30 protein-coding genes are annotated in these 22,192 nt (G+C 66.5%); all 30 read left to right on the forward strand.

What is annotated here, in order from left to right:
• Window positions 1-208: hypothetical protein (locus AB0K05_RS00005; protein WP_364225122.1), on the forward strand; the 208-nt coding region annotated here is incomplete at its 5' end.
• 17 nt (window positions 209-225) lie between these two features.
• Window positions 226-4,101 carry a DNA-directed RNA polymerase subunit beta' gene (locus AB0K05_RS00010; protein ID WP_271274679.1) on the forward strand — a complete coding sequence of 1,292 codons (3,876 nt, stop codon included), beginning with the start codon at window positions 226-228 and terminating at the stop codon, window positions 4,099-4,101.
• A gap of 509 nt (window positions 4,102-4,610) precedes the next feature.
• Complete coding sequence (gene rpsL / locus AB0K05_RS00015) at window positions 4,611-4,985, forward strand: 30S ribosomal protein S12 (protein ID WP_020542315.1); 375 nt, start codon at window positions 4,611-4,613, stop codon at window positions 4,983-4,985.
• 2 nt (window positions 4,986-4,987) lie between these two features.
• Window positions 4,988-5,458, forward strand: coding sequence for a 30S ribosomal protein S7 (rpsG, locus tag AB0K05_RS00020; protein ID WP_055505082.1), 471 nt, complete (start codon window positions 4,988-4,990; stop codon window positions 5,456-5,458).
• A gap of 39 nt (window positions 5,459-5,497) precedes the next feature.
• Entirely contained in the window at window positions 5,498-7,597 is a 2,100-nt protein-coding gene (gene fusA, locus AB0K05_RS00025) for an elongation factor G (protein WP_148036776.1), read from the forward strand.
• 110 nt (window positions 7,598-7,707) lie between these two features.
• Window positions 7,708-8,901, forward strand: coding sequence for an elongation factor Tu (tuf, locus tag AB0K05_RS00030; protein WP_219545096.1), 1,194 nt, complete (start codon window positions 7,708-7,710; stop codon window positions 8,899-8,901).
• 261 nt (window positions 8,902-9,162) lie between these two features.
• On the forward strand, window positions 9,163-9,471 hold the full coding sequence (rpsJ, locus tag AB0K05_RS00035) for a 30S ribosomal protein S10 (RefSeq protein ID WP_030912931.1): 309 nt from the start codon (window positions 9,163-9,165) through the stop codon (window positions 9,469-9,471).
• 14 nt (window positions 9,472-9,485) lie between these two features.
• The gene (rplC, locus tag AB0K05_RS00040) at window positions 9,486-10,139 is read left to right on the forward strand and encodes a 50S ribosomal protein L3 (protein WP_148036778.1); all 654 of its coding nucleotides are present in this window, start codon (window positions 9,486-9,488) and stop codon (window positions 10,137-10,139) included.
• Window positions 10,136-10,792 carry a 50S ribosomal protein L4 gene (gene rplD, locus AB0K05_RS00045; RefSeq protein ID WP_148036779.1) on the forward strand — a complete coding sequence of 219 codons (657 nt, stop codon included), beginning with the start codon at window positions 10,136-10,138 and terminating at the stop codon, window positions 10,790-10,792. Before rplC ends, rplD begins: the two co-directional genes overlap by 4 nt.
• 38 nt (window positions 10,793-10,830) lie before the next feature.
• Window positions 10,831-11,133: a 50S ribosomal protein L23 gene (gene rplW, locus AB0K05_RS00050; protein ID WP_148037290.1), complete on the forward strand. Its 303-nt coding sequence runs from the start codon at window positions 10,831-10,833 to the stop codon at window positions 11,131-11,133.
• Window positions 11,134-11,320: 187 nt separating this feature from the next.
• On the forward strand, window positions 11,321-12,154 hold the full coding sequence (rplB, locus tag AB0K05_RS00055; RefSeq protein WP_148036780.1) for a 50S ribosomal protein L2: 834 nt from the start codon (window positions 11,321-11,323) through the stop codon (window positions 12,152-12,154).
• An 11-nt stretch (window positions 12,155-12,165) separates the two neighbouring features.
• Window positions 12,166-12,444: a 30S ribosomal protein S19 gene (gene rpsS / locus AB0K05_RS00060; protein WP_030451498.1), complete on the forward strand. Its 279-nt coding sequence runs from the start codon at window positions 12,166-12,168 to the stop codon at window positions 12,442-12,444.
• Between the two features lie 29 nt (window positions 12,445-12,473).
• Complete coding sequence (rplV, locus tag AB0K05_RS00065) at window positions 12,474-12,827, forward strand: 50S ribosomal protein L22 (RefSeq protein ID WP_148036781.1); 354 nt, start codon at window positions 12,474-12,476, stop codon at window positions 12,825-12,827.
• Window positions 12,827-13,660: a 30S ribosomal protein S3 gene (gene rpsC / locus AB0K05_RS00070; protein ID WP_148036782.1), complete on the forward strand. Its 834-nt coding sequence runs from the start codon at window positions 12,827-12,829 to the stop codon at window positions 13,658-13,660. The genes rplV and rpsC overlap by 1 nt, the downstream gene beginning before the upstream one ends.
• A gap of 2 nt (window positions 13,661-13,662) precedes the next feature.
• Window positions 13,663-14,082: a 50S ribosomal protein L16 gene (gene rplP / locus AB0K05_RS00075; protein ID WP_148036783.1), complete on the forward strand. Its 420-nt coding sequence runs from the start codon at window positions 13,663-13,665 to the stop codon at window positions 14,080-14,082.
• Window positions 14,082-14,318: a 50S ribosomal protein L29 gene (gene rpmC / locus AB0K05_RS00080; protein WP_080047279.1), complete on the forward strand. Its 237-nt coding sequence runs from the start codon at window positions 14,082-14,084 to the stop codon at window positions 14,316-14,318. Before rplP ends, rpmC begins: the two co-directional genes overlap by 1 nt.
• Window positions 14,311-14,610, forward strand: coding sequence for a 30S ribosomal protein S17 (gene rpsQ / locus AB0K05_RS00085; RefSeq protein WP_148036784.1), 300 nt, complete (start codon window positions 14,311-14,313; stop codon window positions 14,608-14,610). Before rpmC ends, rpsQ begins: the two co-directional genes overlap by 8 nt.
• Window positions 14,611-14,867: 257 nt before the next feature.
• Window positions 14,868-15,239 (forward strand): 50S ribosomal protein L14, encoded by a 372-nt coding sequence (rplN, locus tag AB0K05_RS00090; protein WP_148036785.1) that lies wholly within the window; start codon window positions 14,868-14,870, stop codon window positions 15,237-15,239.
• Between the two features lie 8 nt (window positions 15,240-15,247).
• Window positions 15,248-15,547 (forward strand): 50S ribosomal protein L24, encoded by a 300-nt coding sequence (rplX, locus tag AB0K05_RS00095; RefSeq protein ID WP_219545196.1) that lies wholly within the window; start codon window positions 15,248-15,250, stop codon window positions 15,545-15,547.
• Window positions 15,547-16,122 (forward strand): 50S ribosomal protein L5, encoded by a 576-nt coding sequence (gene rplE / locus AB0K05_RS00100; RefSeq protein WP_148036787.1) that lies wholly within the window; start codon window positions 15,547-15,549, stop codon window positions 16,120-16,122. The genes rplX and rplE overlap by 1 nt, the downstream gene beginning before the upstream one ends.
• Window positions 16,123-16,127: 5 nt before the next feature.
• Window positions 16,128-16,313 carry a type Z 30S ribosomal protein S14 gene (locus tag AB0K05_RS00105; RefSeq protein WP_132337023.1) on the forward strand — a complete coding sequence of 62 codons (186 nt, stop codon included), beginning with the start codon at window positions 16,128-16,130 and terminating at the stop codon, window positions 16,311-16,313.
• Between the two features lie 186 nt (window positions 16,314-16,499).
• Window positions 16,500-16,898, forward strand: a complete 399-nt coding sequence (gene rpsH, locus AB0K05_RS00110; RefSeq protein ID WP_148036788.1) for a 30S ribosomal protein S8 — start codon at window positions 16,500-16,502, stop codon at window positions 16,896-16,898.
• Window positions 16,899-16,914: 16 nt separating this feature from the next.
• Window positions 16,915-17,457, forward strand: a complete 543-nt coding sequence (gene rplF / locus AB0K05_RS00115; protein ID WP_148036789.1) for a 50S ribosomal protein L6 — start codon at window positions 16,915-16,917, stop codon at window positions 17,455-17,457.
• A gap of 2 nt (window positions 17,458-17,459) precedes the next feature.
• On the forward strand, window positions 17,460-17,843 hold the full coding sequence (gene rplR / locus AB0K05_RS00120; protein ID WP_148036790.1) for a 50S ribosomal protein L18: 384 nt from the start codon (window positions 17,460-17,462) through the stop codon (window positions 17,841-17,843).
• Window positions 17,844-17,868: 25 nt separating this feature from the next.
• Window positions 17,869-18,498 carry a 30S ribosomal protein S5 gene (rpsE, locus tag AB0K05_RS00125; protein ID WP_132509678.1) on the forward strand — a complete coding sequence of 210 codons (630 nt, stop codon included), beginning with the start codon at window positions 17,869-17,871 and terminating at the stop codon, window positions 18,496-18,498.
• 2 nt (window positions 18,499-18,500) lie between these two features.
• On the forward strand, window positions 18,501-18,683 hold the full coding sequence (gene rpmD / locus AB0K05_RS00130; protein WP_080043226.1) for a 50S ribosomal protein L30: 183 nt from the start codon (window positions 18,501-18,503) through the stop codon (window positions 18,681-18,683).
• A gap of 2 nt (window positions 18,684-18,685) precedes the next feature.
• Complete coding sequence (rplO, locus tag AB0K05_RS00135) at window positions 18,686-19,141, forward strand: 50S ribosomal protein L15 (RefSeq protein WP_148036791.1); 456 nt, start codon at window positions 18,686-18,688, stop codon at window positions 19,139-19,141.
• Between the two features lie 167 nt (window positions 19,142-19,308).
• Window positions 19,309-20,619, forward strand: a complete 1,311-nt coding sequence (gene secY, locus AB0K05_RS00140) for a preprotein translocase subunit SecY (RefSeq protein ID WP_148036792.1) — start codon at window positions 19,309-19,311, stop codon at window positions 20,617-20,619.
• Window positions 20,619-21,269 carry an adenylate kinase gene (locus tag AB0K05_RS00145; RefSeq protein WP_148036793.1) on the forward strand — a complete coding sequence of 217 codons (651 nt, stop codon included), beginning with the start codon at window positions 20,619-20,621 and terminating at the stop codon, window positions 21,267-21,269. Before secY ends, AB0K05_RS00145 begins: the two co-directional genes overlap by 1 nt.
• Before the next feature lie 109 nt (window positions 21,270-21,378).
• Window positions 21,379-22,182, forward strand: a complete 804-nt coding sequence (map, locus tag AB0K05_RS00150; protein WP_364225142.1) for a type I methionyl aminopeptidase — start codon at window positions 21,379-21,381, stop codon at window positions 22,180-22,182.
• The last annotated feature ends 10 nt before the right edge of the window (window positions 22,183-22,192 follow it).

A 22,192-nucleotide genomic window follows, 5' to 3' on the forward strand; every position in this document is an offset into this window, starting at 1 on the left:
GGGCGAGAACATCCCCGAGCCCGGCATCCCGGAGTCCTTCAAGGTGCTGATCAAGGAGATGCAGTCGCTCTGCCTCAACGTCGAGGTGCTCTCCAGCGACGGCATGTCCATCGAGATGCGCGACACCGACGAGGACGTCTTCCGCGCCGCGGAGGAGCTCGGCATCGACCTGTCCCGGCGTGAGCCGAGCAGCGTGGAAGAAGTCTGAGGGGGAGATCGCACAAAATGCTAGACGTCAACTTCTTCGACGAGCTTCGGATCGGGCTGGCGACGGCCGACGACATCCGTCAGTGGTCGCACGGCGAGGTCAAGAAGCCCGAGACCATCAACTACCGGACCCTCAAGCCGGAAAAGGACGGGCTCTTCTGCGAGAAGATCTTCGGCCCGACCCGCGACTGGGAGTGCTACTGCGGTAAGTACAAGCGCGTCCGGTTCAAGGGCATCATCTGTGAGCGCTGCGGCGTCGAGGTGACCCGTGCCAAGGTGCGCCGTGAGCGGATGGGCCACATCGAGCTGGCCGCTCCGGTCACGCACATCTGGTACTTCAAGGGCGTTCCCTCGCGCCTCGGCTACCTGCTCGACCTGGCCCCGAAGGACCTGGAGAAGGTCATCTACTTCGCGGCCTACATGATCACGCAGGTCGACACCGAGATGCGTGAGCGTGACCTGCCCTCGCTGGAGGCGAAGATCTCCGTCGAGCGGCAGCACATCGAGCAGCGGCGAGACGCCGACATCGAGGCCAGGCAGAAGAAGCTCGAAGGCGACCTGGCCGAGCTGGAGGCCGCCGGCGCCAAGGGCGACCAGCGCCGCAAGGTCCGTGAGGGCGCCGAGCGCGAGATGCGCCAGCTCCGTGACCGGGCCCAGCGTGAGCTGGACCGGCTGGAGGAGGTCTGGAGCCGCTTCAAGAACCTCAAGGTCCAGGACCTCGAGGGCGACGAGCTGCTCTACCGCGAGATGCGCGACCGCTTCGGCCGCTACTTCAAGGGCGGCATGGGCGCGCAGGCCATCCAGGACCGGCTCGTCAGCTTCGACCTCGACGCCGAGGCCGAGAACCTGCGCGAGACCATCCGCAGCGGCAAGGGCCAGAAGAAGGCCCGTGCGCTCAAGCGGCTCAAGGTGGTGTCGGCGTTCCTCAACACCACCAACTCGCCGCGCGGCATGGTCCTCGACTGCATCCCGGTCATCCCGCCGGACCTGCGCCCGATGGTGCAGCTCGACGGTGGCCGGTTCGCGACCTCCGACCTGAACGACCTGTACCGCCGGGTCATCAACCGCAACAACCGCCTCAAGCGGCTTCTCGACCTCGGCGCGCCCGAGATCATCGTGAACAACGAGAAGCGGATGCTGCAGGAGGCCGTCGACGCGCTGTTCGACAACGGCCGTCGCGGCCGCCCGGTCACCGGTCCCGGCAACCGGCCACTCAAGTCCCTCAGCGACATGCTGAAGGGCAAGCAGGGTCGGTTCCGCCAGAACCTCCTGGGCAAGCGCGTCGACTACTCCGGCCGTTCGGTCATCGTCGTCGGCCCGCAGCTCAAGCTCCACCAGTGCGGCCTGCCCAAGCAGATGGCGCTGGAGCTGTTCAAGCCGTTCGTGATGAAGCGGCTGGTCGACCTCAACCACGCCCAGAACATCAAGTCCGCCAAGCGGATGGTCGAGCGCGCCCGCCCGGTCGTGTGGGACGTGCTCGAAGAGGTCATCACCGAGCACCCGGTGCTGCTCAACCGCGCGCCCACGCTCCACCGTCTGGGCATCCAGGCGTTCGAGCCGCAGCTCGTGGAGGGCAAGGCCATCCAGATCCACCCGCTCGTCTGCACCGCGTTCAACGCGGACTTCGACGGCGACCAGATGGCCGTGCACCTGCCGCTGTCGGCTGAGGCCCAGGCCGAGGCACGCATCCTGATGCTCTCGACCAACAACATCCTCAAGCCGGCCGACGGCAAGCCCGTGACGATGCCCACCCAGGACATGGTCATCGGCCTCTACTGGCTGACCACCATGAAGGAGGGCGCGCTGGGCGAGGGCCGCGTGTTCGGCTCCGTCGCCGAGGCGCAGATGGCTTTCGACCGCAGCGAGCTCGACATCCAGGCCAAGATTCAGATCAGGCTCAAGGATGTCCTGCCGCCGCGTGACTGGGTCGCGCCCGAGGGCTGGGAGCAGGGCGACCCGATCCGTCTGGAGACGACGTTCGGCCGCTGCCTGTTCAACCAGACGCTGCCGATGAGCTACCCGTTCGTCAACTTCCAGGTCGGCAAGAAGCAGCTGTCCACGATCGTCAACGAGCTGGCCGAGACCTACCCGAAGATCGAGGTCGCCAACTCGCTCGACGCGCTCAAGGACGCCGGCTTCCGCTGGGCGACCCGCTCCGGCGTCACGATCTCGATCGAGGACGTCGTCGCGCCGCCCAACAAGACCGACATCATGGAGAACTACGAGCGCCGCGCCGACAAGGTGCAGCGTGAGTACGAGCGCGGTCTGATCACCGACGAGGAGCGCCGCCAGGAGCTCATCGAGATCTGGACCCACGCCACGGCCGACGTCGAGACCGACATGGTCAACGCCTTCCCGGCGACCAACCCGGTCTGGATGATGGTCAACTCCGGCGCCCGCGGTAACAAGATGCAGGTGCGTCAGATCGCCGGCATCCGCGGCCTGGTGTCCAACACCAAGGGTGAGACGATCCCGCGGCCGATCAAGGCCTCGTTCCGCGAGGGCCTGTCGGTGCTGGAGTACTTCATCTCCACCCACGGACAGCGGAAGGGTCTGGCCGACACCGCGCTGCGCACCGCCGACTCGGGTTACCTCACCCGGCGTCTGGTGGACGTGGCGCAGGACGTCATCGTCCGCGAGATCGACTGCGGCACCGACCGTGCTGTCCCGCTGGCCGTCGGCGAGCGCGACATCTCGGGCAACCTGGTCAAGGCCGAGAACGCCGAGTCCAACGTGCACGGCCGCATCCTGGCCGAGGACGTCGAGGTCGACGGCAAGGTCGTCGTGGCGGCGGGTGTCGACATCAACGACATCCACGTCACCAAGCTGGTCGAGGCCGGCGTCGAGACCGTCCGCACCCGCAGCGCGCTCGTCTGCGAGGCGAAGATCGGTGTCTGCGCCACCTGCTACGGCCGCTCGCTGGCGACCGGCAAGCTCGTGGACGTCGGCGAGGCGGTCGGCATCATCGCCGCCCAGTCGATCGGTGAGCCCGGCACGCAGCTGACGATGCGTACCTTCCACACCGGTGGTGTGGCGGGCGCCGACATCACCCACGGTCTGCCCCGAGTCCAGGAGCTGTTCGAGGCGCGCATCCCCAAGGGTGTCGCCCCGATCTCCGAGGCGGAGGGCCGGGTCCGCATCGACGAGACCGACAAGGCGCGCAAGGTCGTCATCGTCCCGGACGACGGCTCCGAGGAGATCGCCTACCCGGTGTCGATGCGGTCGCGTCTGCTGGTCTCCGAGGGCGAGCGCGTCAAGGTCGGCCAGCAGCTGGTGGCCGGTGCGGTCAACCCCAACGAGGTGCTGCGCATCCTCGGCCCGCGGGCCGTGCAGCTGCACCTGGTGGCGGAGGTCCAGCAGGTCTACCGCTCGCAGGGTGTGTCGATCCACGACAAGCACATCGAGATCATCGTGCGGCAGATGCTCAAGCGCGTGAACGTGCTCGAGTCCGGTGACACCGACCTGCTGCCCGGAGAGCTCGTCGAGCGGCCGCGGTTCGAGCTCATCAACCGCGAGACCGTCGCCGAGGGCGGCGGCCCGGCGGCCGGACGCCCGGTGCTCATGGGCATCACCAAGGCGTCGCTGGCCACCGAGTCCTGGCTGTCGGCGGCCTCCTTCCAGGAGACCACCAGGGTCCTGACGGACGCGGCGATCCACGCCAAGTCCGACTCGCTCCTGGGCCTGAAGGAGAACGTCATCATCGGTAAGCTCATCCCGGCCGGCACGGGCATGCCCCAGTACCGCAACATCCGGGTCGAGCCGACCGAGGAGGCCAAGGCCGCCATGTACACCGTGGGCGGCTACGACGGCTCCGCGGCCGACTACACGTTCGGCACCGGCAGCGGCGAGGCAGTGCCGCTGGAGGAGTACGACTTCGGTCAGTACAACCGGTAACGAGCCACAGGCGAGCGCCCGGGCCCCTCGAAGGAGGGCCCGGGCGCTCGCTCGTTCCCGCCCTCTTCCCCCGCACGGAGGGTCGCGCGTACGGGGGAGCGCGAAGTCGTCATCTGCCCGTCGGGGGATGTTCTTGGTATGGTCGGCAGCAGACCAGATCTCGCTATATCATGAGGCGCGAGCAGTAGCCGGGCCTCTGGTGGGATGGACCGCGCGACACCCGGAGCGACAAGGCTTCCGAGCCTAGTCGCGGCGTTTTGACGTGTCGCGAGGTCCTGGTAACCTGGACCATCGTGCCCGTAGTTTGCGGGCTCTCGATCGTGCGCTCTTCAATGGCAGCGCAGGTCGGCTTCCTAGCTCGTAGTCCTCGTGGATGTGTCGGTGCGAACAGCGCGACACGCCCGAGCGCGGGGGCGTGGAGGCAAGGACAATTCGCAGGTCATGACACCGGCAGCACCTGCGAATTGCACAACTGACGTAACACCGGCCAGGCACGAAACGGAGTGGCAGTGCCCACTATTCAGCAGTTGGTCCGCAAGGGCCGGCAGGACAAGGTCTCCAAGACCAAGACTCCTGCCCTCAAGGGGAGTCCGCAGCGGCGCGGTGTGTGCCAGCGCGTTTACACCACGACCCCGAAGAAGCCCAACTCGGCCCTGCGCAAGGTGGCCCGTGTGCGGCTCACCAACGGCATCGAGGTCACGGCCTACATCCCCGGTGTGGGCCACAACCTGCAGGAGCACTCCATCGTGCTCGTGCGTGGCGGTCGTGTGAAGGACCTGCCGGGTGTTCGCTACAAGATCATCCGTGGTTCGCTCGACACCCAGGGTGTCCGCAACCGCAAGCAGGCCCGTAGCCGCTACGGCGCGAAGAAGGAGAAGAGCTAACTATGCCTCGCAAGGGTTCTCCTGGCCGCCGTCAGCTCATGGCTGACCCGGTTTACAGCTCCCCGCTGGTCACCGCCCTGATCAACAAGGTGCTTCTTGACGGCAAGCGCTCCATCGCGCAGTCGATCGTCTACGGCGCCCTTGAGGGCTGCAGGGACAAGACGGGCAACGACCCGGTCGTCACCCTCAAGCGTGCGCTCGACAACGTCAAGCCCACCCTCGAGGTTCGCAGCCGCCGCGTCGGTGGCGCGACCTACCAGGTGCCGGTCGAGGTGCGCGCCGCGCGCAGCACCACCCTGGCGCTGCGCTGGCTGGTGCAGTACTCCCGGGCCCGCCGCGAGAAGACCATGACCGAGCGCCTGATGAACGAGCTCCTCGATGCCAGCAACGGTCTCGGGGCGAGCGTGAAGAAGCGCGAGGACACCCACAAGATGGCCGAGTCCAACAAGGCCTTCGCCCACTACCGCTGGTAACCCCGGCGGGTTCGACGAGACGACGAGGACGCGAAGAAAGTGGCCACCACGACCGCACTTGACCTGGCCAAGGTCCGCAACATCGGGATCATGGCCCATATCGACGCGGGCAAGACCACCACGACCGAGCGCATCCTGTTCTACACCGGCATCAACTACAAGATCGGCGAGACCCACGAGGGCTCGGCGACGATGGACTGGATGGAGCAGGAGCAGGAGCGCGGCATCACGATCACGTCCGCCGCGACCACCTGTAGCTGGGACGGTCACACGATCAACATCATCGACACCCCGGGCCACGTCGACTTCACCATCGAGGTGGAGCGTTCGCTGCGTGTCCTCGACGGCGCCGTGGCCGTTTTCGACGGTGTCGCGGGTGTCGAGCCCCAGTCGGAGACGGTGTGGCGTCAGGCAGACGGCTACAACGTCCCCCGCATCTGTTTCGTGAACAAGATGGACCGCGTCGGCGCGGAGTTCCACCGCTGCGTCGACATGATGATCACCCGGCTGGCCGCGACGCCGGCCGTCGTCCAGCTTCCGTGGGGCGTCGAGGCCGACTTCAAGGGCGTCATCGACATCATCAGGATGAAGGGCCTCATCTGGAGCGCCGAGGCGGCCAAGGGCGAGATGTACGACACCGTCGACATCCCGGCCGACCACGCCGAGGCCGCTCGTGAGTGGCGCGACAAGCTGGTCGAGACCGTCGCGGAGAACGACGACGAGCTGATGGAGCTCTACCTCGAGGGCACCGAGCCCACCGAGGAGCAGCTGGTGGCGGCGCTGCGCCGCGCCACGCTGTCGGGCGCCGTCAACCCGGTGCTGTGCGGCACCGCGTTCAAGAACAAGGGCGTGCAGCCCCTGCTCGACGCGATCGTCGCCTACCTGCCGGCGCCGACCGACATCCCCGCCATCAAGGGCCACGCGGTCGGCGACGAGAGCACCGCGGTCGAGCGTCACGCCGACCCGAAGGAGCCGTTCTCGGCTCTGGCGTTCAAGATCGCCAGCGACCCGCACCTGGGGAAGATCACCTACATCCGCATCTACTCGGGCACGCTCGAGGCCGGTTCACAGGTCGTCAACTCTGTGAAGGGCAAGAAGGAGCGGATCGGCAAGATCTACCAGATGCACGCCAACAAGCGCGAGGAGCGCTCGTCGGCGATCGCCGGGCAGATCGTCGCGGTGATGGGCCTGAAGGACACCACCACCGGCGACACCCTGTCCGACCCGGTCAAGCAGGTCGTGCTCGAGTCGATGACGTTCCCGGCTCCGGTCATCAACGTCGCGATCGAGCCCAAGACCAAGGGCGACCAGGAGAAGCTGTCGACCGCGATCCAGCGGCTGGCCGAGGAGGACCCGTCCTTCCAGGTCCGCCGTGACGAGGAGACCGGCCAGACCGTCATCTGGGGGATGGGCGAGCTCCACCTCGAGATCCTGGTCGACCGGATGCGCCGCGAGTTCAAGGTCGAGGCGAACGTCGGCCGTCCGCAGGTCGCCTACCGCGAGACCATCCGCCGCAAGGTGGAGAAGGTCGACTACACCCACAAGAAGCAGACCGGTGGTTCCGGTCAGTTCGCGCGGGTCATCATCGACCTGGAGCCGCTGGGCGAGGGCAACGACGGTTACGAGTTCGAGAACAAGGTCACGGGTGGTCGCGTGCCGCGGGAGTACATCCCGTCGGTCGACGCGGGCGCCCAGGAGGCCGCCGAGTTCGGCGTGCTGGCCGGCTACCCGATGGTGGGCGTGAAGGTGACGCTCCAGGACGGTGCCGCGCACGACGTCGACTCCTCGGAGATGGCGTTCAAGATCGCCGGCTCGATGGCCTTCAAGGAGGCCGCGCGCAAGGCTGATGCCGTGCTCCTCGAGCCGATGATGGCCGTCGAGGTCACCACGCCCGAGGACTACATGGGTGACGTCATCGGTGACCTCAACGGTCGCCGGGGGCAGATCCAGGCGATGGACGAGCGGGCCGGCGCCCGCGTCGTCAAGGCGCTCGTGCCGCTGTCTGAGATGTTCGGCTACGTGGGTGACCTGCGTAGCAAGACGCAGGGGCGGGCGAGCTACAGCATGCAGTTCGACTCCTACTCGGAGGTGCCCCCGGGCATCGCCAAGGAGATCGTCGCGAAGGCCCGGGGCGAATAGTTCCCGGTCCCTGGCGGGACGGTGCGAGCCGTCCCGCCGCCTAGGGGTTCGGGAACACCCGGGCCCGAGTGTGCAGACGAAAGTCAGTCAGATTCTCAAGGAGAGAACCAGTGGGCAAGGCCAAGTTCGAGCGGACAAAGCCGCACATGAACATCGGCACCATTGGGCATATCGACCACGGTAAGACCACACTGACCGCGGCGATCACCAAGGTGCTCCACGACCGTTTCCCCGAGCTGAACGCCGCGACGCCGTTCGACAAGATCGACAAGGCGCCGGAGGAGAAGGCCCGCGGCATCACGATCTCGATCTCGCACGTCGAGTACCAGACCGAGAAGCGCCACTACGCGCACGTCGACTGCCCCGGTCACGCGGACTACGTGAAGAACATGATCACCGGTGCCGCTCAGATGGACGGCGCCATCCTCGTGGTCGCCGCCACCGACGGCCCGATGCCGCAGACGAAGGAGCACGTCCTCCTGGCCCGCCAGGTCGGCGTCCCCTACATCGTCGTGGCCCTCAACAAGTCCGACATGGTGGACGACGAGGAGATCCTGGAGCTCGTCGAGCTCGAGGTGCGCGAGCTCCTGTCCGCTCAGGAGTTCCCCGGCGACGACCTGCCCGTCATCCGCGTCTCCGCGCTCAAGGCTCTTGAGGGCGACGAGAAGTGGGCCGACAGCATCGTCGAGCTGATGAACGCCGTCGACGAGAACGTCCCCGAGCCCCCGCGTGAGACGGAGAAGCCGTTCCTCATGCCGGTCGAGGACGTCTTCTCGATCACCGGTCGCGGTACCGTCGTCACCGGTCGTATCGAGCGCGGCATCGTCAAGGTCAACGAGCAGGTCGACATCATCGGCATCAAGCCGGAGAAGACGACCACCACCGTCACCAGCATCGAGATGTTCAACAAGATGCTCGACGAGGGCCACGCCGGTGACAACGCCGCGCTGCTGCTCCGCGGCATCAAGCGCGACGACGTCGAGCGCGGCCAGTGCATCATCAAGCCGGGCACGACCACCCCGCACACCGAGTTCACCGGCCAGGTCTACATCCTGTCCAAGGACGAGGGCGGCCGCCACACGCCGTTCTTCAACAACTACCGCCCGCAGTTCTACTTCCGTACGACTGACGTGACCGGTGTGGTGAACCTCCCCGAGGGCACCGAGATGGTCATGCCGGGCGACAACACCGAAATGCGCGTTGAGCTGATCCAGCCCATCGCCATGGAGGAAGGCCTGAAGTTCGCGATCCGTGAGGGTGGCCGCACCGTCGGCGCCGGCCGGGTCGTGAAGATCATCAAGTAGCACGACCGCGGGGCGGCGGCCGGCCTCCTGGAGGGGCCGGCCGCCACACCACGAACGGGGCGGGCGGCCGCGAGGCGGCCCGGCCCGGGCACCACGGGAAAGCCGTGATTCAGCAGTGGCTTCGGGGCAACGACCGAAGTAACTGCCGGATCACGGAAGAAAAGGCAGATCACACGCGTCTGCTCGTGGGGCCACGCACTGAACAGCGGCACAAGCCGCACGATACTTTTTCTGACGACAGCGAAGGACACCGAGGCCACTATGGCGGGACAGAAGATCCGCATCCGGCTTAAGGCCTATGACCACGAGGTCATCGACGTTTCGGCCAAGAAGATCGTCGAGACGGTGACGCGGACTGGCGCGAAGGTCGCGGGCCCGGTGCCGCTGCCGACCGAGAAGAACGTGTACTGCGTCATCCGCTCGCCGCACAAGTACAAGGACAGCCGCGAGCACTTCGAGATGCGTACGCACAAGCGGTTGATTGACATCATCGACCCGACGCCCAAGACCGTCGACTCGCTCATGCGGCTCGACCTCCCCGCGGGCGTCGACATTTCGATCAAGCTCTGAGGGAACGCACTGACATGGCTAAGACGATCAAGGGCGTCCTGGGCAAGAAGCTCGGCATGACCCAGGTCTTCGACACGGACAACCGGCTGGTTCCGGTGACCGTGGTCGAGGCCGGTCCGTGCGTGGTGACCCGCGTCCGCAGCGCCGAGAAGGACGGCTACTCCGCCATCCAGCTCGGTTACGGGCAGGTCGACCCGCGGAAGGTCAACAAGCCGCTCGGCGACTACCTGCGTAAGCACGACATCACCCCGCGCCGTTACTTCGCGGAGATCCGCACCGACGACGCGAGCGACTACACCCTCGGCCAGGAGCTGCTGGCCGACACCTTCGAAGCCGGCCAGTTCGTCGACGTGACGGGCAAGAGCAAGGGCAAGGGCTTCGCCGGTGTGATGAAGCGTCACGGCTTCGGTGGTCTGGGCGCGTCGCACGGTACGCAGCGCAAGCACCGTTCGCCGGGTTCCATCGGTGGCTGCGCCACCCCGGGCCGTGTATTCAAGGGCCTGCGCATGGCGGGGCGGATGGGTAACGTCCGCACGACTGTGCAGAGCCTCAAGGTTCACGCCGTGGACGCCGAGAAGGGTCTCATCCTGATCAAGGGTGCGATTCCGGGCGCCAACGGCAGCCTGGTCCTCGTCCGCACCGCTGCCAAGAAGGGGGCCGCGAAGTGACCAGCATCGACGTGCTCGACGCGAGCGGCGCCAAGACCGGCTCCGTCGAGTTGCCTGACGAGATCTTCGGCGCGAAGGTCAACATCCCGCTGATCCACCAGGTCGTGGTGGCCCAGCAGGCGGCGCGCCGGCAGGGCACTCACAAGGCCAAGAGCCGCGGCGAGGTTCGCGGTGGCGGCAAGAAGCCGTACCGGCAGAAGGGCACCGGCCGCGCCCGTCAGGGCTCGACCCGTGCGCCGCAGTTCACCGGCGGTGGCGTCGTCCACGGTCCGGTGCCGCGCGACTACTCGCAGCGGACGCCCAAGAAGATGAAGGCCGCCGCGCTGCGTGGTGCCCTGTCCGACAGGGCGGCCGCGGGCCGCGTCCACGTGGTGAGCAGCCTGGTCGACGGCGAGACGCCGAAGACCAAGGCGGCCCTGCAGGCGCTGCGCGCCATCACCGAGGCCAGGTCCGTGCTCGTCGTGGTCGACGAGGACGACGAGATGACCTGGCTGAGCCTGCGCAACGCGCCGGAGGTCCACCTGCTGGACTCCGGGCAGCTCAACACCTACGACGTGCTCTGCAACGACGCCGTGGTCTTCACGCAGGAGGCGTACGACCAGGTCGTGGCCCGGCTGTCGGAGGGCGCTCGCACTGAGAAGGAAGACGCCTGATGGACAACACCGGTCAGCCGGTCGCCCGTAAGACGACCATGGAGCGGGTCTCCGACCCGCGCGACGTCATCATCAAGCCGGTGGTCTCCGAGAAGAGCTACGGCCTGATCGACGAGAACAACAAGTACACGTTCCTGGTGAGGAACACCGCGAACAAGACGCAGATCAAGATCGCGGTGGAGAAGATCTTCGGGGTCAAGGTCACCGGGGTGAACACGATCAACCGGCAGGGCAAGCGCAAGCGGACCCGCACCGGTTTCGGTAAGCGTCCCGACACCAAGCGCGCGATCGTGAGCTTGGCCGAGGGCGATCGGATCGACATCTTCGGTCAGATCGGCTGACCCGCGGGGGGCGCTGCTCCCCGCGATCCCCCCGGGGTCGCCGTCGGCGACGCGGGTGGGGTGCTCTGCACGTATCGCCGGTTCGAGACCCGCGGCTTCGAGGTTCGGGGCCGCGGGCGGGAACCGGCGGTGACACAAGAGATCCAGTTCTCTGGAGCTGGATTCCGACGAAGGATGAACGAAAAAGATGGGCATCCGTAAGTACAAGCCGACGACTCCGGGTCGCCGCGGGGCGAGTGTCTCGGACTTTTCCGAGATCACCCGCAGCACGCCCGAGAAGTCGCTGCTTGCACCCCTTCACGGTAAGGGCGGCCGTAACGTACACGGCCGGGTCACCGCTCGCCACCAGGGCGGCGGTCACAAGCGCGCCTACCGGATCATCGACTTCCGCAGGCATGACAAGGACGGCATTCCGGCCAAGGTCGCTCACATCGAGTACGACCCCAACCGCACCGCCAATATCGCGCTGCTGCACTACGCCGACGGCGAGAAGCGCTACATCATCGCGCCGACCGGCCTCAAGCAGGGCGACCGCATCGAGAACGGCCCCGGGGCCGACATCAAGCCGGGCAACTGCCTGCCGCTGCGCAACATCCCGACGGGTACTTTCATCCACGCGGTGGAGCTCCGTCCGGGCGGCGGCGCCAAGCTCGGCCGCTCCGCCGGCGCGCAGATCCAGCTGCTCGCCAAGGAGGGCCAGTACGCCACGCTGCGTATGCCCTCGGGCGAGATGCGCATGGTCGACGTGCGCTGCCGCGCGACGGTGGGTCAGGTCGGCAACGCCGAGCAGGCCAACATCAACTGGGGCAAGGCCGGCCGCATGCGGTGGAAGGGCAAGCGCCCGACCGTCCGCGGTGTCGCCATGAACCCCGTCGACCACCCGCACGGTGGTGGTGAGGGCAAGACCTCCGGTGGTCGCCACCCGGTGAACCCCAAGGGCAAGCCCGAGGGCCGCACCCGCCAGCCCAACAAGGCCAGCGACCGCCTGATCATTCGCCGGCGTAGCAAGAAGAAGCGGTAGGAGCAGCCAGAATGCCACGTAGCCTTAAGAAGGGTCCCTTCGTCGACGATCACCTTCAGAAGAAGGTGGACGCGCAGAACGAGAAGGGCACCAAGAACGTCATCAAGACGTGGTCGCGGCGCTCCATGATCGTTCCCGACATGCTCGGGCACACGATCGCCGTGCACGACGGCCGCAAGCACGTCCCGGTGTTCGTCACCGAGTCGATGATCGGCCACAAGCTCGGAGAGTTCGCCCCGACGCGGACCTTCCGCAGCCACGTCAAGGAAGACCGCCGCAGCCGGCGATAGACAGCCTTCAGAAGTCAGAGGAGTAAGCGATGGAAGCCAGGGCTCAGGCGCGGTTCGTCCGCGTCACGCCCCAGAAGGCCCGCCGCGTGGTGGACCTTATTCGCGGGCTGCCCGCTTCGGAGGCGCAGGCCGTGCTGCAGTTCGCTCCCCAGTCGGCGAGCGAGCCGATCTACAAGGTGCTCTCGAGCGCGGTGGCGAACGCGGAGCACAATTTCGATCTCGACCCTCAGACGCTGGTCGTCAGCCGCGCGTGGGTCGACGAGGGCCCGACGCTGAAGCGGTTCCGTCCGCGTGCTCAGGGTCGTGCCTATCGGATCAACAAGCGGACGAGCCACATCACCGTGATCGTGGAGTCCCGCGAGCCGAAGGGAAGGACCCGATAGTGGGCCAGAAGGTTAACCCGCACGGGTTCCGCCTCGGCATCACGACCGACTTCAAGAGCCGGTGGTACGCCGACAAGCTTTACAAGTCGTACGTGGCCGAGGACGTGGCGATCCGTCGCATGCTGCAGAAGGGCATGGAGCGGGCCGGCATCTCCAAGGTGGAGATCGAGCGTACGACCGACCGCGTCCAGGTCGACATCCACACCGCGCGTCCGGGCATCGTCATCGGCCGCCGCGGCGCGGAGGCCGACCGCATCCGCGGCGACCTGGAGAAGCTGACCAAGAAGCAGGTCCAGCTCAACATCCTCGAGGTGAAGAACCCCGAGACCGACGCCCAGCTCGTCGCGCAGGGCGTGGCCGAGCAGCTGTCCAGCCGCGTCTCGTTCCGTCGTGCCATGCGCAAGGCCATGCAGTCGGCGATGAAGAGCGGCGCCAAGGGCATCCGGGTGCAGTGCTCGGGCCGTCTCGGCGGTGCTGAGATGTCGAGGTCGGAGTTCTACCGCGAGGGCCGGGTGCCGCTGCACACGCTCCGCGCGGACATCGACTACGGCTTCTACGAGGCCCGTACCACCTTCGGCCGGATCGGCGTGAAGGTGTGGATCTACAAGGGCGAGGCGGCGACCAGTCGCGCCGAGCGTGAGGCCGCCGCTGCCGGCGCCCGCGCCGGTCAGCGCCGCGAGCGGGACGACCGCAGGGGCGGCGGCGACCGTCCGCGTCGTTCCGGTGGTGCCCGTCGCGGTGGCCGTGGCGACCGCGCCCCCAGGACTGAGGCGGCCGCGCAGGCTGCCCCCGAGACCGGCCCGGCCGCGCAGCCGGGTGCTGAAGGGAGCTGACCATGCTGATCCCGCGCAGGGTCAAGCACCGCAAGCAGCACCGGCCTGACCGCAGCGGAGCCGCCAAGGGCGGCACCAGGGTCGTGTTCGGCGAGTACGGCATTCAGGCGATTGAGCACTCTTACGTGACCAACCGCCAGATCGAGTCCGCTCGTATCGCCATGACCCGTCACATCCGCCGTGGTGGGAAGGTGTGGATCAACATCTACCCCGACCGTCCCCTCACCAAGAAGCCTGCCGAGACCCGCATGGGTTCCGGTAAGGGTTCGCCGGAGTGGTGGATCGCCAACGTCAAGCCCGGACGCGTGATGTTCGAGCTGTCCGGCGTGGGCGAGACGGTCGCGCGTGAGGCGCTTCAGCGCGCGATCCACAAGCTGCCGATGAAGTGCAAGATTGTTAAGCGTGAAGTGGGTGAGGCGTGATGGCTAAGGGCCTGACCGCCGGAGAGCTGCGTGTGGAGGACCAGGACACCCTGGTCCAGAAGCTGAAGGAGGCGAAGGAGGAACTGTTCAACCTCCGCTTCCAGGCGGCGACCGGTCAGTTGGAGAGCCACGGGCGGCTGCGTGCCGTCCGCCGCGAGATCGCCCGTATCTACACCGTGATGCGCGAGCGCGAGCTGGGCATCGTCACGGTCGAGAAGGAGACGAGCGATGGCTGAGACCGAGACCACCGGCACCACCGAGACGGACGCCGAGCGCGACCGCAACTTCCGTAAGGTCCGTGAGGGCCTGGTCGTCAGCGACAAGATGGACAAGACCGTCGTCGTCGCCGTCGAGGACCGGGTCAAGCACCGCCTGTACGGCAAGGTCATCCGCCGTACGACCAAGTACAAGGCGCACGACGAGTCCAACGCCTGCGGCGTGGGCGACCGTGTGCTTCTGATGGAGACCCGCCCCCTCTCCGCCACCAAGCGGTGGAGGGTCGTGGAGATCCTCGAGAAGGCCAAGTAGGTTTTCTCGGATATACCGCGCCTCGTGGGGGTCACTCCCCATGACGGCGTCCAAGGACGCGAGGCCGTCAGGCCTCGCGTCGCCTGCGGTGCGGCCCCAGGAGCGGCTGCTCCGGGCTTCTGAACCTGAGGGTTCAGGGGGTCCGGGGCGCGGCCCTGCGGGTTCGTGGCCGGGGGACCAAGACCATATCGGGTTCCGCCAGGCTCGGGCGGGGGCTTGCCTCCGTCCGAGAACCGGCGCGACTAACAGGAGTCAACGTGATCCAGCAGGAGTCGCGGCTCAAGGTCGCCGACAACACGGGTGCCAAGGAGATTCTCTGCATCCGTGTGCTCGGCGGCTCGGGCCGACGCTACGCCGGTATCGGCGACGTCATCGTCGCCACTGTCAAGGACGCCCTCCCGGGCAGCACGGGCGTCAAGAAGGGCGATGTCGTCAGGGCCGTCATCGTCCGCACCGCCAAGGAGCGCCGCCGGCCCGACGGCTCCTACATCCGCTTCGACGAGAACGCCGCCGTCATCATCAAGGACAGCGGCGACCCTCGTGGCACCCGTATCTTCGGCCCGGTCGGCCGTGAGCTGCGCGACAAGAAGTTCATGCGCATCATCTCGCTCGCTCCGGAGGTGCTGTAATGCCGAAGCTGCATGTGAAGAAGGGTGACCTCGTCGCCGTCATCGCCGGCAAGGACAAGGGCGCCAAGGGCCGGATCATCGCCACGCTCCCGCGCGAGGACCGTGTGGTGGTCGAGGGCGTCAACATGATCAAGAAGCACACCAAGGAGACCAACCAGGGTCCGCGTGGCGCCAAGTCTGGCGGCGTGCAGACCATGGAGGCTCCCATCCACGTGAGCAACGTGAAGAAGCTCAAGGACGACAGCCCGAAGGACAAGCCCGCCGACAAGAAGGCCGAGCAGGCCGACGAGACGGGTGAGGACAGCTGATGACTGCTACGACCACCGAGACCGAGCGCCCGACGCCGCGCCTCAAGACGAAGTACCGCGAGGAGATCGCGGCCAAGCTTCGCGAGGAGTTCGGCATCGAGAACGTCATGCAGATCCCCGGCCTGGTGAAGATCAAGGTCAACATGGGTGTCGGCGAGGCGGCCCGCGACTCGAAGCTGATCGAGGGCGCCGTCCGCGACCTGACCGTGATCACCGGCCAGAAGCCGGCCGTCGTCCGGGCCCGCAAGTCCATCGCCCAGTTCAAGCTGCGCGAGGGCATGCCGATCGGCGCGCACGTCACTCTCCGCGGTGACCGCATGTGGGAGTTCCTCGACCGGCTGCTGTCGCTGGCGCTGCCGCGCATCAGGGACTTCCGCGGCCTGTCGCCGAAGCAGTTCGACGGCAACGGCAACTACACGTTCGGCCTGACCGAGCAGGTCATGTTCCACGAGGTCGACCAGGACAAGGTCGACCGGCCCAGGGGCATGGACATCACGGTCGTGACCACCGCGAAGAACGACGACCAGGGCCGGGCGCTGCTCAAGCTTCTCGGCTTCCCCTTCAAGGAGGCCTGATCCAGATGGCGAAGAAGTCGCTGATCGCCAAGGCAGGGCGCAAGCCGAAGTTCCAGGTGCGCGCCTACACCCGCTGCTCGCGCTGCGGGCGTCCGCGCGCCGTCTACCGGAAGTTCGGCCTGTGCCGCGTGTGCTTCCGTGAGATGGCCCACCGGGGCGAGCTGCCTGGCATCACCAAGTCCAGCTGGTAGTTACCCTTGGGGGGCGGCGCGTGAGTCGCCCCCTTCGGGCGACCGCCCGCCGCACATATCTGTAAACATCAAAATCGGGAGCTCTCGCCGAGAGTTCCCATGACCACGCCGAAGGTCCACCGGCAGAGCAGTGCACTCCACTGACACTCGGCCGACTGGAAACCGCGGCGAGGAAGGCCACTGGCCATGACGATGACCGACCCGATCGCAGACATGCTCACACGTCTGCGTAATGCGAACTCGGCTTACCACGACAGCGTGTCGATGCCGTACTCGAAGATCAAGGCGCACATCGCCGAGATCCTCCAGCAGGAGGGCTACATCCAGGCCTGGAGCGTCGAAGACGCCAAGGTCGGCAAGAACCTCGTGGTGGAGCTCAAGTTCGGGCCGAGCCGTGAGCGTTCGCTGGCGGGCCTGCGCCGGGTTTCCAAGCCTGGCCTGCGGGTCTATGCGAAGAAGGACAACCTGCCTCGAGTCCTGGGCGGACTGGGCGTCGCGATCATCTCGACGTCCCACGGTCTCATGACCGACAAGCAGGCCGGCAAGCGTGGTGTGGGCGGGGAAGTCCTCGCCTACGTCTGGTAGAGGGGAGGAACACAGCATGTCACGTATCGGACGGCTGCCCATCCCTGTGCCCAGTGGCGTAGACATCACGATCGACGGCCAGGATGTCCAGGTCAAGGGCCCGAAGGGCACGCTCACTCACACGGTCGCGGAGCCCATCAAGGTGGGCCGCGACGACGACGGCGCCATCCAGGTCTCCCGTCCCAACGACGAGAACAAGGTCCGCGCTCTGCACGGGCTGTCGCGGACGCTGATCGCCAACATGGTGCAGGGCGTCACGCAGGGCTACTCCAAGTCCCTGGAGATCGTCGGCGTCGGTTACCGCGTCCAGGCCAAGGGCCCGACGCAGCTGGAGTTCTCGCTGGGCTTCAGCCACCCGGTCATCGTGGACGCCCCCCAGGGCGTCACCTTCCGCGTCGAGAAGCCGACCCTGTTCCACGTGGACGGCATCGACAAGCAGAAGGTCGGCGAGGTCGCCGCCAACATCCGCAAGCTGCGCAAGCCCGACCCGTACAAGGGCAAGGGCGTGCGCTACCAGGGCGAACAGATCCGCCGCAAGGTCGGAAAGGCTGGTAAGTAGGCATGGCTCCGAAGACTGCGTTCGGCAAGCACACGGCTGCCCGCACCGTCTCGCGGGCCCGCCGTCACCGCCGCGTCCGCAAGCAGGTCGTCGGTACGACCCAGCGTCCGCGCCTGGTCGTCAACCGCTCGACCCGCCACATGTTCGTCCAGATCGTGGACGACACCGTCGGGCACACGCTGGTGAGCGCGTCCACCATGGACCCCTCGCTGCGTGCGCTGGAGGCGGACAAGACCGAGAAGGCGAAGAAGGTCGGCGAGCTCCTCGCTCAGCGGGCCAAGGAAGCCGGGATCACCGCTGTCGTGTTCGACCGCGGTGGCAACCGCTACGCCGGCCGCATCGCGGCTCTGGCGGACAGCGCTCGCGAAGGCGGGCTCGAGTTCTGATGGCAACTGAGAAGAGGAACCACTGATGGCTGCAGCTCCGCGTCGCGGTGGCGGCACCGGTGGCGAGCGGCGGGACCGTCGTGACGACCGCCGCGGCGGCGCCGCCGACAAGGGCGTCTCGTACATCGAGCGCGTAGTGAAGATCAACCGAGTGGCCAAGGTCGTGAAGGGTGGTCGTCGCTTCAGCTTCACCGCCCTCGTCGTCGTCGGCGACGGCAACGGCATGGTCGGCGTCGGCTATGGCAAGGCCAAGGAAGTCCCGGCCGCCATCGCCAAGGGCGTCGAGGAGGCGAAGAAGCACTTCTTCAAGGTGCCTCGGATCCAGGGCACGATCCCGCACACGGTGCAGGGCGAGGAGGCGGCCGGTGTCGTCTTCCTGCGGCCGGCGTCCGCCGGTACCGGCGTCATCGCCGGTGGCCCGGTGCGCGCGGTCCTGGAGTGCGCCGGCATCCACGACGTGCTGTCGAAGTCGCTCGGCTCCGACAACCCGATCAACATCGTGCACGCCACCGTGGCGGCTCTGAAGGGCCTTTCCCGGCCCGAGGAGATCGCCGCCCGTCGTGGCCTGCCGATCGAGGACGTGGCTCCGGCTCGCATGCTCAAGGCCCAGCGCGAGGGTATCGCCGAGGCCGCGGCAGCGAAGGCGGTGAGCTAGTCGTGGCACGCCTGAAGATCACTCAGGTTCGCTCGAAGATCGGTGGCAAGCAGAACCAGCGTGACTCGCTGCGTTCGCTTGGCCTGAAGCGGATCGGCGACGTCGTCGTCAAGGAGGACAGGCCCGAGATTCGCGGCATGGTCTCCGTGGTGACGCACCTCGTCGAGGTGGAAGAGGTCGACTAGTCATGACTGACAAGGCTCCGCTCAAGATTCACGACCTGCGTCCTGCTCCCGGTGCCAACAAGCCGAAGACCCGCAAGGGCCGCGGCGAGGCGTCGAAGGGCAAGACCGCCGGTCGCGGCACCAAGGGCAGTCGCGCCCGCACGACCGTCCCCCTCGGTTTCGAGGGTGGTCAGGTGCCGCTGCAGAGGCGTCTGCCGAAGCTCAAGGGCTTCTCCAACGCCCTGTTCAAGACGACCTACCAGGTCGTCAACCTGGACAAGCTCGGTGAGCTGTTCCCCGAGGGTGGCGACGTCACCGTCGAGGCGCTGGTGGCCAAGGGCGCTGTCCGCAAGAACCAGCCGGTCAAGGTGCTGGGCACCGGGGAGATCTCGGTCGCGGTGAACGTGCAGGCGCATGCCTTCTCGAACACCGCGAAGGAGAAGATCGCCGCTGCCGGTGGCTCCGTGACCGAGCTGTAAGAGCAATTACGAGGCGTGGGGGCTCTGACAATGGGCCCCCACGCGCGTAGTGCGTTAGAGTTCGCGAGACGGCAGGATTCTGTCCTGCTCGATTGACCTGAGACTCAGATGGCAGACCCCCGCTCCATCGCATACTCACATCGCCTTATAGGCGCGCAGGAGGGACCGTGCTGACCGCGTTTACCCGGGCGTTCCGGACGCCGGACCTGCGCAAGAAGTTGCTCTTCACCCTGGGCATCATCGCGCTGTTCCGTCTCGGCTCGGTTCTTCCGACTCCGGGCGTTCACGTTCAGAATCTGGCGGCCTGCTTCGACCAGGCCCGTGAAGGCGCCAACGGAAACATCTACGGAATGGTGCAGCTGTTCAGCGGCGGCGCCCTTCTGAAACTTTCGGTGTTCGCTCTCGGCATCATGCCGTACATCACCGCGAGCATCATCCTGCAGCTGCTGGTGGTCGTGATCCCACGACTGGAAGCGCTGAAGAAGGAAGGCCAGTCAGGCCAGACGAAGATCACTCAGTACACCCGTTACCTGACCGTCGGTCTCGGTGTCCTGCAGTCGACCGCCTTCATCGCCCTGGCCCGCTCCGGTCAGCTGTTCCCGAACTGCCAGTCGAACGTCCTCATCAACCCCGACAACGTCTTCCAGATCGTGACCATGGTCCTCATCATGACCGCGGGCACGTCTGTGATCATGTGGCTGGGCGAGCTCATCACCGACCGCGGTGTCGGCAACGGCATGTCCGTGCTGATCTTCGCCTCGGTCGTCGCCATCTTCCCGTCGGAGATGGCCAACATCTTCCAGGCGAACAAGTTCACCTTCGCGGCCGTGCTCGTGATCGGTGTGTTCATCGTCGCCGCGGTCGTCTTCGTCGAGCAGGCGCAGCGCCGCATCCCGGTGCAGTACGCCAAGCGGATGGTCGGGCGCCGCATGTACGGCGGCACGTCCACCTACATCCCGCTGAAGGTCAACCAGGCCGGCATCATCCCGCTCATCTTCGCGTCCTCGCTGCTCTACCTGCCGCAGCTGGTCGTCTCGCTGTTCGCGAACGCGGAGGAGCCCAACACGGTCGTGCAGTGGATCTCGCAGAACCTCGCCACCGGCGACACGCCGATCTACATGGTGACGTTCTTCCTCCTGATCGTGTTCTTCACCTACTTCTACGTGTCCATCACCTTCAACCCCACTGAAGTGGCCGACAACATGAAGAAGTACGGTGGGTTCATTCCGGGCATCCGTCCGGGGAGGCCTACGGCCGAGTACCTCAACTTCGTGCTCAACCGTCTGACCACCCCCGGTGCGCTCTATCTGGGTCTGATCTCCATGATCCCGATCTTCGCGCTCGCGGTGTCCGGAGCGAGCCAGAACTTCCCGTTCGGAGGTGCGACCATTCTGATCATGGTTGGTGTCGGTCTGGACACGGTCAAGCAAATCGAGAGCCAGCTGCAGCAGCGTAATTACGAAGGCTTCCTGCGGTAGTGCGTCTCGTTCTAGTCGGGCCCCCTGGAGCGGGTAAAGGGACTCAGGCCCAGTTCATCGCATCTAACCTGTCCATCCCGAAGATTTCGACAGGTGACATCTTCCGTGCCAACGTCTCCGGGGGCACGGAGCTCGGCAAACTCGCCAAAACCTACATGGATCGTGGCGACCTGGTGCCTGACGAGGTCACCATCGCCATGGTCCGTGACCGCCTCTCGGAGGACGACGCGCAGGACGGGTTCCTGCTCGACGGCTTTCCGCGCAACGTGCCCCAGGCCGAGATTCTCAAGAAGATGCTCGCCGACTGGGGCCAGGGTCTCGACCTGGTGCTGGAGCTCGTGGTCGACGACGACGAGGTGGTCAGGCGGCTGGCGGGCCGGCGCACGTGCAGCCAGTGCGGGCGCATCTGGCATGTGGAGTTCGACGACAAGCAGGACGACTTGTGCGATGCCTGCGGTGGCACGCTGTTCCAGCGTGACGACGACAAAGAGGAGACCGTCAGGCACCGCCTGGAGGTCTATCAGGAGCAGACCGCTCCGCTGATCAACTTCTACGCCGACGAAGGCATCCTGGTCGGCGTGGACGCCACGGGCCCGGTCGAGGAGGTCACCCAGCGAGCCATGGACGCGATCCGTCCTTTCCTGGGGTAGCACCGCAGACCATTCGCGGAGGTGGCACGGTTGTCCGTGCCACCTCGCGGCTATTGTGGGGGGAATTGGGCTCCCATGTTGCCCGTTGAAGCCCTTGGGGGTGCCGTACGTGTTCAAACGAAACAAGCATGGAATTCAGGTCAAGTCCGCTGAGCAGCTGGAAAAGATGCGCGCTGCCGGCCTGGTGGTCGGGCGCACACTCGAACTGCTGAAGCGGACGGTCGAGCCGGGTATGACCCCGCTCGACCTGGATGTCATCGCCGAGAAGGCGATCAGGGACGAGGGCGCGATCCCGTCCTTCAAGGGCTACCAGGGCTTCCCCGCGACGATCTGCGCGTCGGTGAACAACGAGGTGGTCCACGGGATCCCCACCGAGGCCCGCAAGCTGCGCGAGGGCGACATCATCTCGATCGACTGCGGCGCCATCCTCGACGGCTGGCACGGCGACTCGGCCGTCACGGTCCCGGTGGGCGAGGTGGAGCCGAAGCTGCTGGAGCTGATCCGCATCACCGAGGAGGCGATGTGGGCCGGCATCAGGACGCTCAGCCCCGGCCGCCATCTCTCCGACATCGGCCACGCGATCGAGCGGTACGTCAAGTCGCAGGGCAGGTTCGGCATCCCGCCTGAGTACGGCGGCCATGGCATCGGCACCGAGATGCACATGGACCCGTGGATCGCCAACCACGGCAAGGCCGGCCGCGGCCCGGTCATGGAGGCCGGCATGTGCCTGGCCATCGAGCCCATGGTCAACCTGGGTTCGGAGCGCACCCGCGTGCTGGGCGACGACTGGACCGTGGTGACCGTCGACGGCAAGCCGTCCGCGCACTTCGAACACAGCGTCGCGGTGACACATAATGGTCCTTGGGTGCTCACTGCTCTTGATGGGGGCAAAGAGCGCCTTTCGCAGCCGTAGACCCGAGCCC

Source organism: Nonomuraea sp. NPDC049486, from assembly GCF_040676925.1.
Taxonomy (GTDB): Bacteria; Actinomycetota; Actinomycetes; order Streptosporangiales; family Streptosporangiaceae; genus Nonomuraea; species Nonomuraea ferruginea.

Coding starts and splice junctions, on each gene's coding strand:
- rplR (WP_148036790.1), top strand. CDS start 17,460: ATGGCTCCGAAGACTGCGTTCGGCAAGCACACGGCTGCCCGCACCGTC.
- AB0K05_RS00010 (WP_271274679.1), top strand. CDS start 226: ATGCTAGACGTCAACTTCTTCGACGAGCTTCGGATCGGGCTGGCGACG.
- rplB (WP_148036780.1), top strand. CDS start 11,321: ATGGGCATCCGTAAGTACAAGCCGACGACTCCGGGTCGCCGCGGGGCG.
- rplC (WP_148036778.1), top strand. CDS start 9,486: ATGGCTAAGACGATCAAGGGCGTCCTGGGCAAGAAGCTCGGCATGACC.
- rpsS (WP_030451498.1), top strand. CDS start 12,166: ATGCCACGTAGCCTTAAGAAGGGTCCCTTCGTCGACGATCACCTTCAG.
- rpsQ (WP_148036784.1), top strand. CDS start 14,311: ATGGCTGAGACCGAGACCACCGGCACCACCGAGACGGACGCCGAGCGC.
- rplW (WP_148037290.1), top strand. CDS start 10,831: ATGGAGCGGGTCTCCGACCCGCGCGACGTCATCATCAAGCCGGTGGTC.
- rpsH (WP_148036788.1), top strand. CDS start 16,500: ATGACGATGACCGACCCGATCGCAGACATGCTCACACGTCTGCGTAAT.
- rplE (WP_148036787.1), top strand. CDS start 15,547: ATGACTGCTACGACCACCGAGACCGAGCGCCCGACGCCGCGCCTCAAG.
- rplP (WP_148036783.1), top strand. CDS start 13,663: ATGCTGATCCCGCGCAGGGTCAAGCACCGCAAGCAGCACCGGCCTGAC.
- rpsJ (WP_030912931.1), top strand. CDS start 9,163: ATGGCGGGACAGAAGATCCGCATCCGGCTTAAGGCCTATGACCACGAG.
- rpsG (WP_055505082.1), top strand. CDS start 4,988: ATGCCTCGCAAGGGTTCTCCTGGCCGCCGTCAGCTCATGGCTGACCCG.
- rplF (WP_148036789.1), top strand. CDS start 16,915: ATGTCACGTATCGGACGGCTGCCCATCCCTGTGCCCAGTGGCGTAGAC.
- rplO (WP_148036791.1), top strand. CDS start 18,686: ATGACTGACAAGGCTCCGCTCAAGATTCACGACCTGCGTCCTGCTCCC.
- rpmC (WP_080047279.1), top strand. CDS start 14,082: ATGGCTAAGGGCCTGACCGCCGGAGAGCTGCGTGTGGAGGACCAGGAC.
- rpsE (WP_132509678.1), top strand. CDS start 17,869: ATGGCTGCAGCTCCGCGTCGCGGTGGCGGCACCGGTGGCGAGCGGCGG.
- AB0K05_RS00105 (WP_132337023.1), top strand. CDS start 16,128: ATGGCGAAGAAGTCGCTGATCGCCAAGGCAGGGCGCAAGCCGAAGTTC.
- rplV (WP_148036781.1), top strand. CDS start 12,474: ATGGAAGCCAGGGCTCAGGCGCGGTTCGTCCGCGTCACGCCCCAGAAG.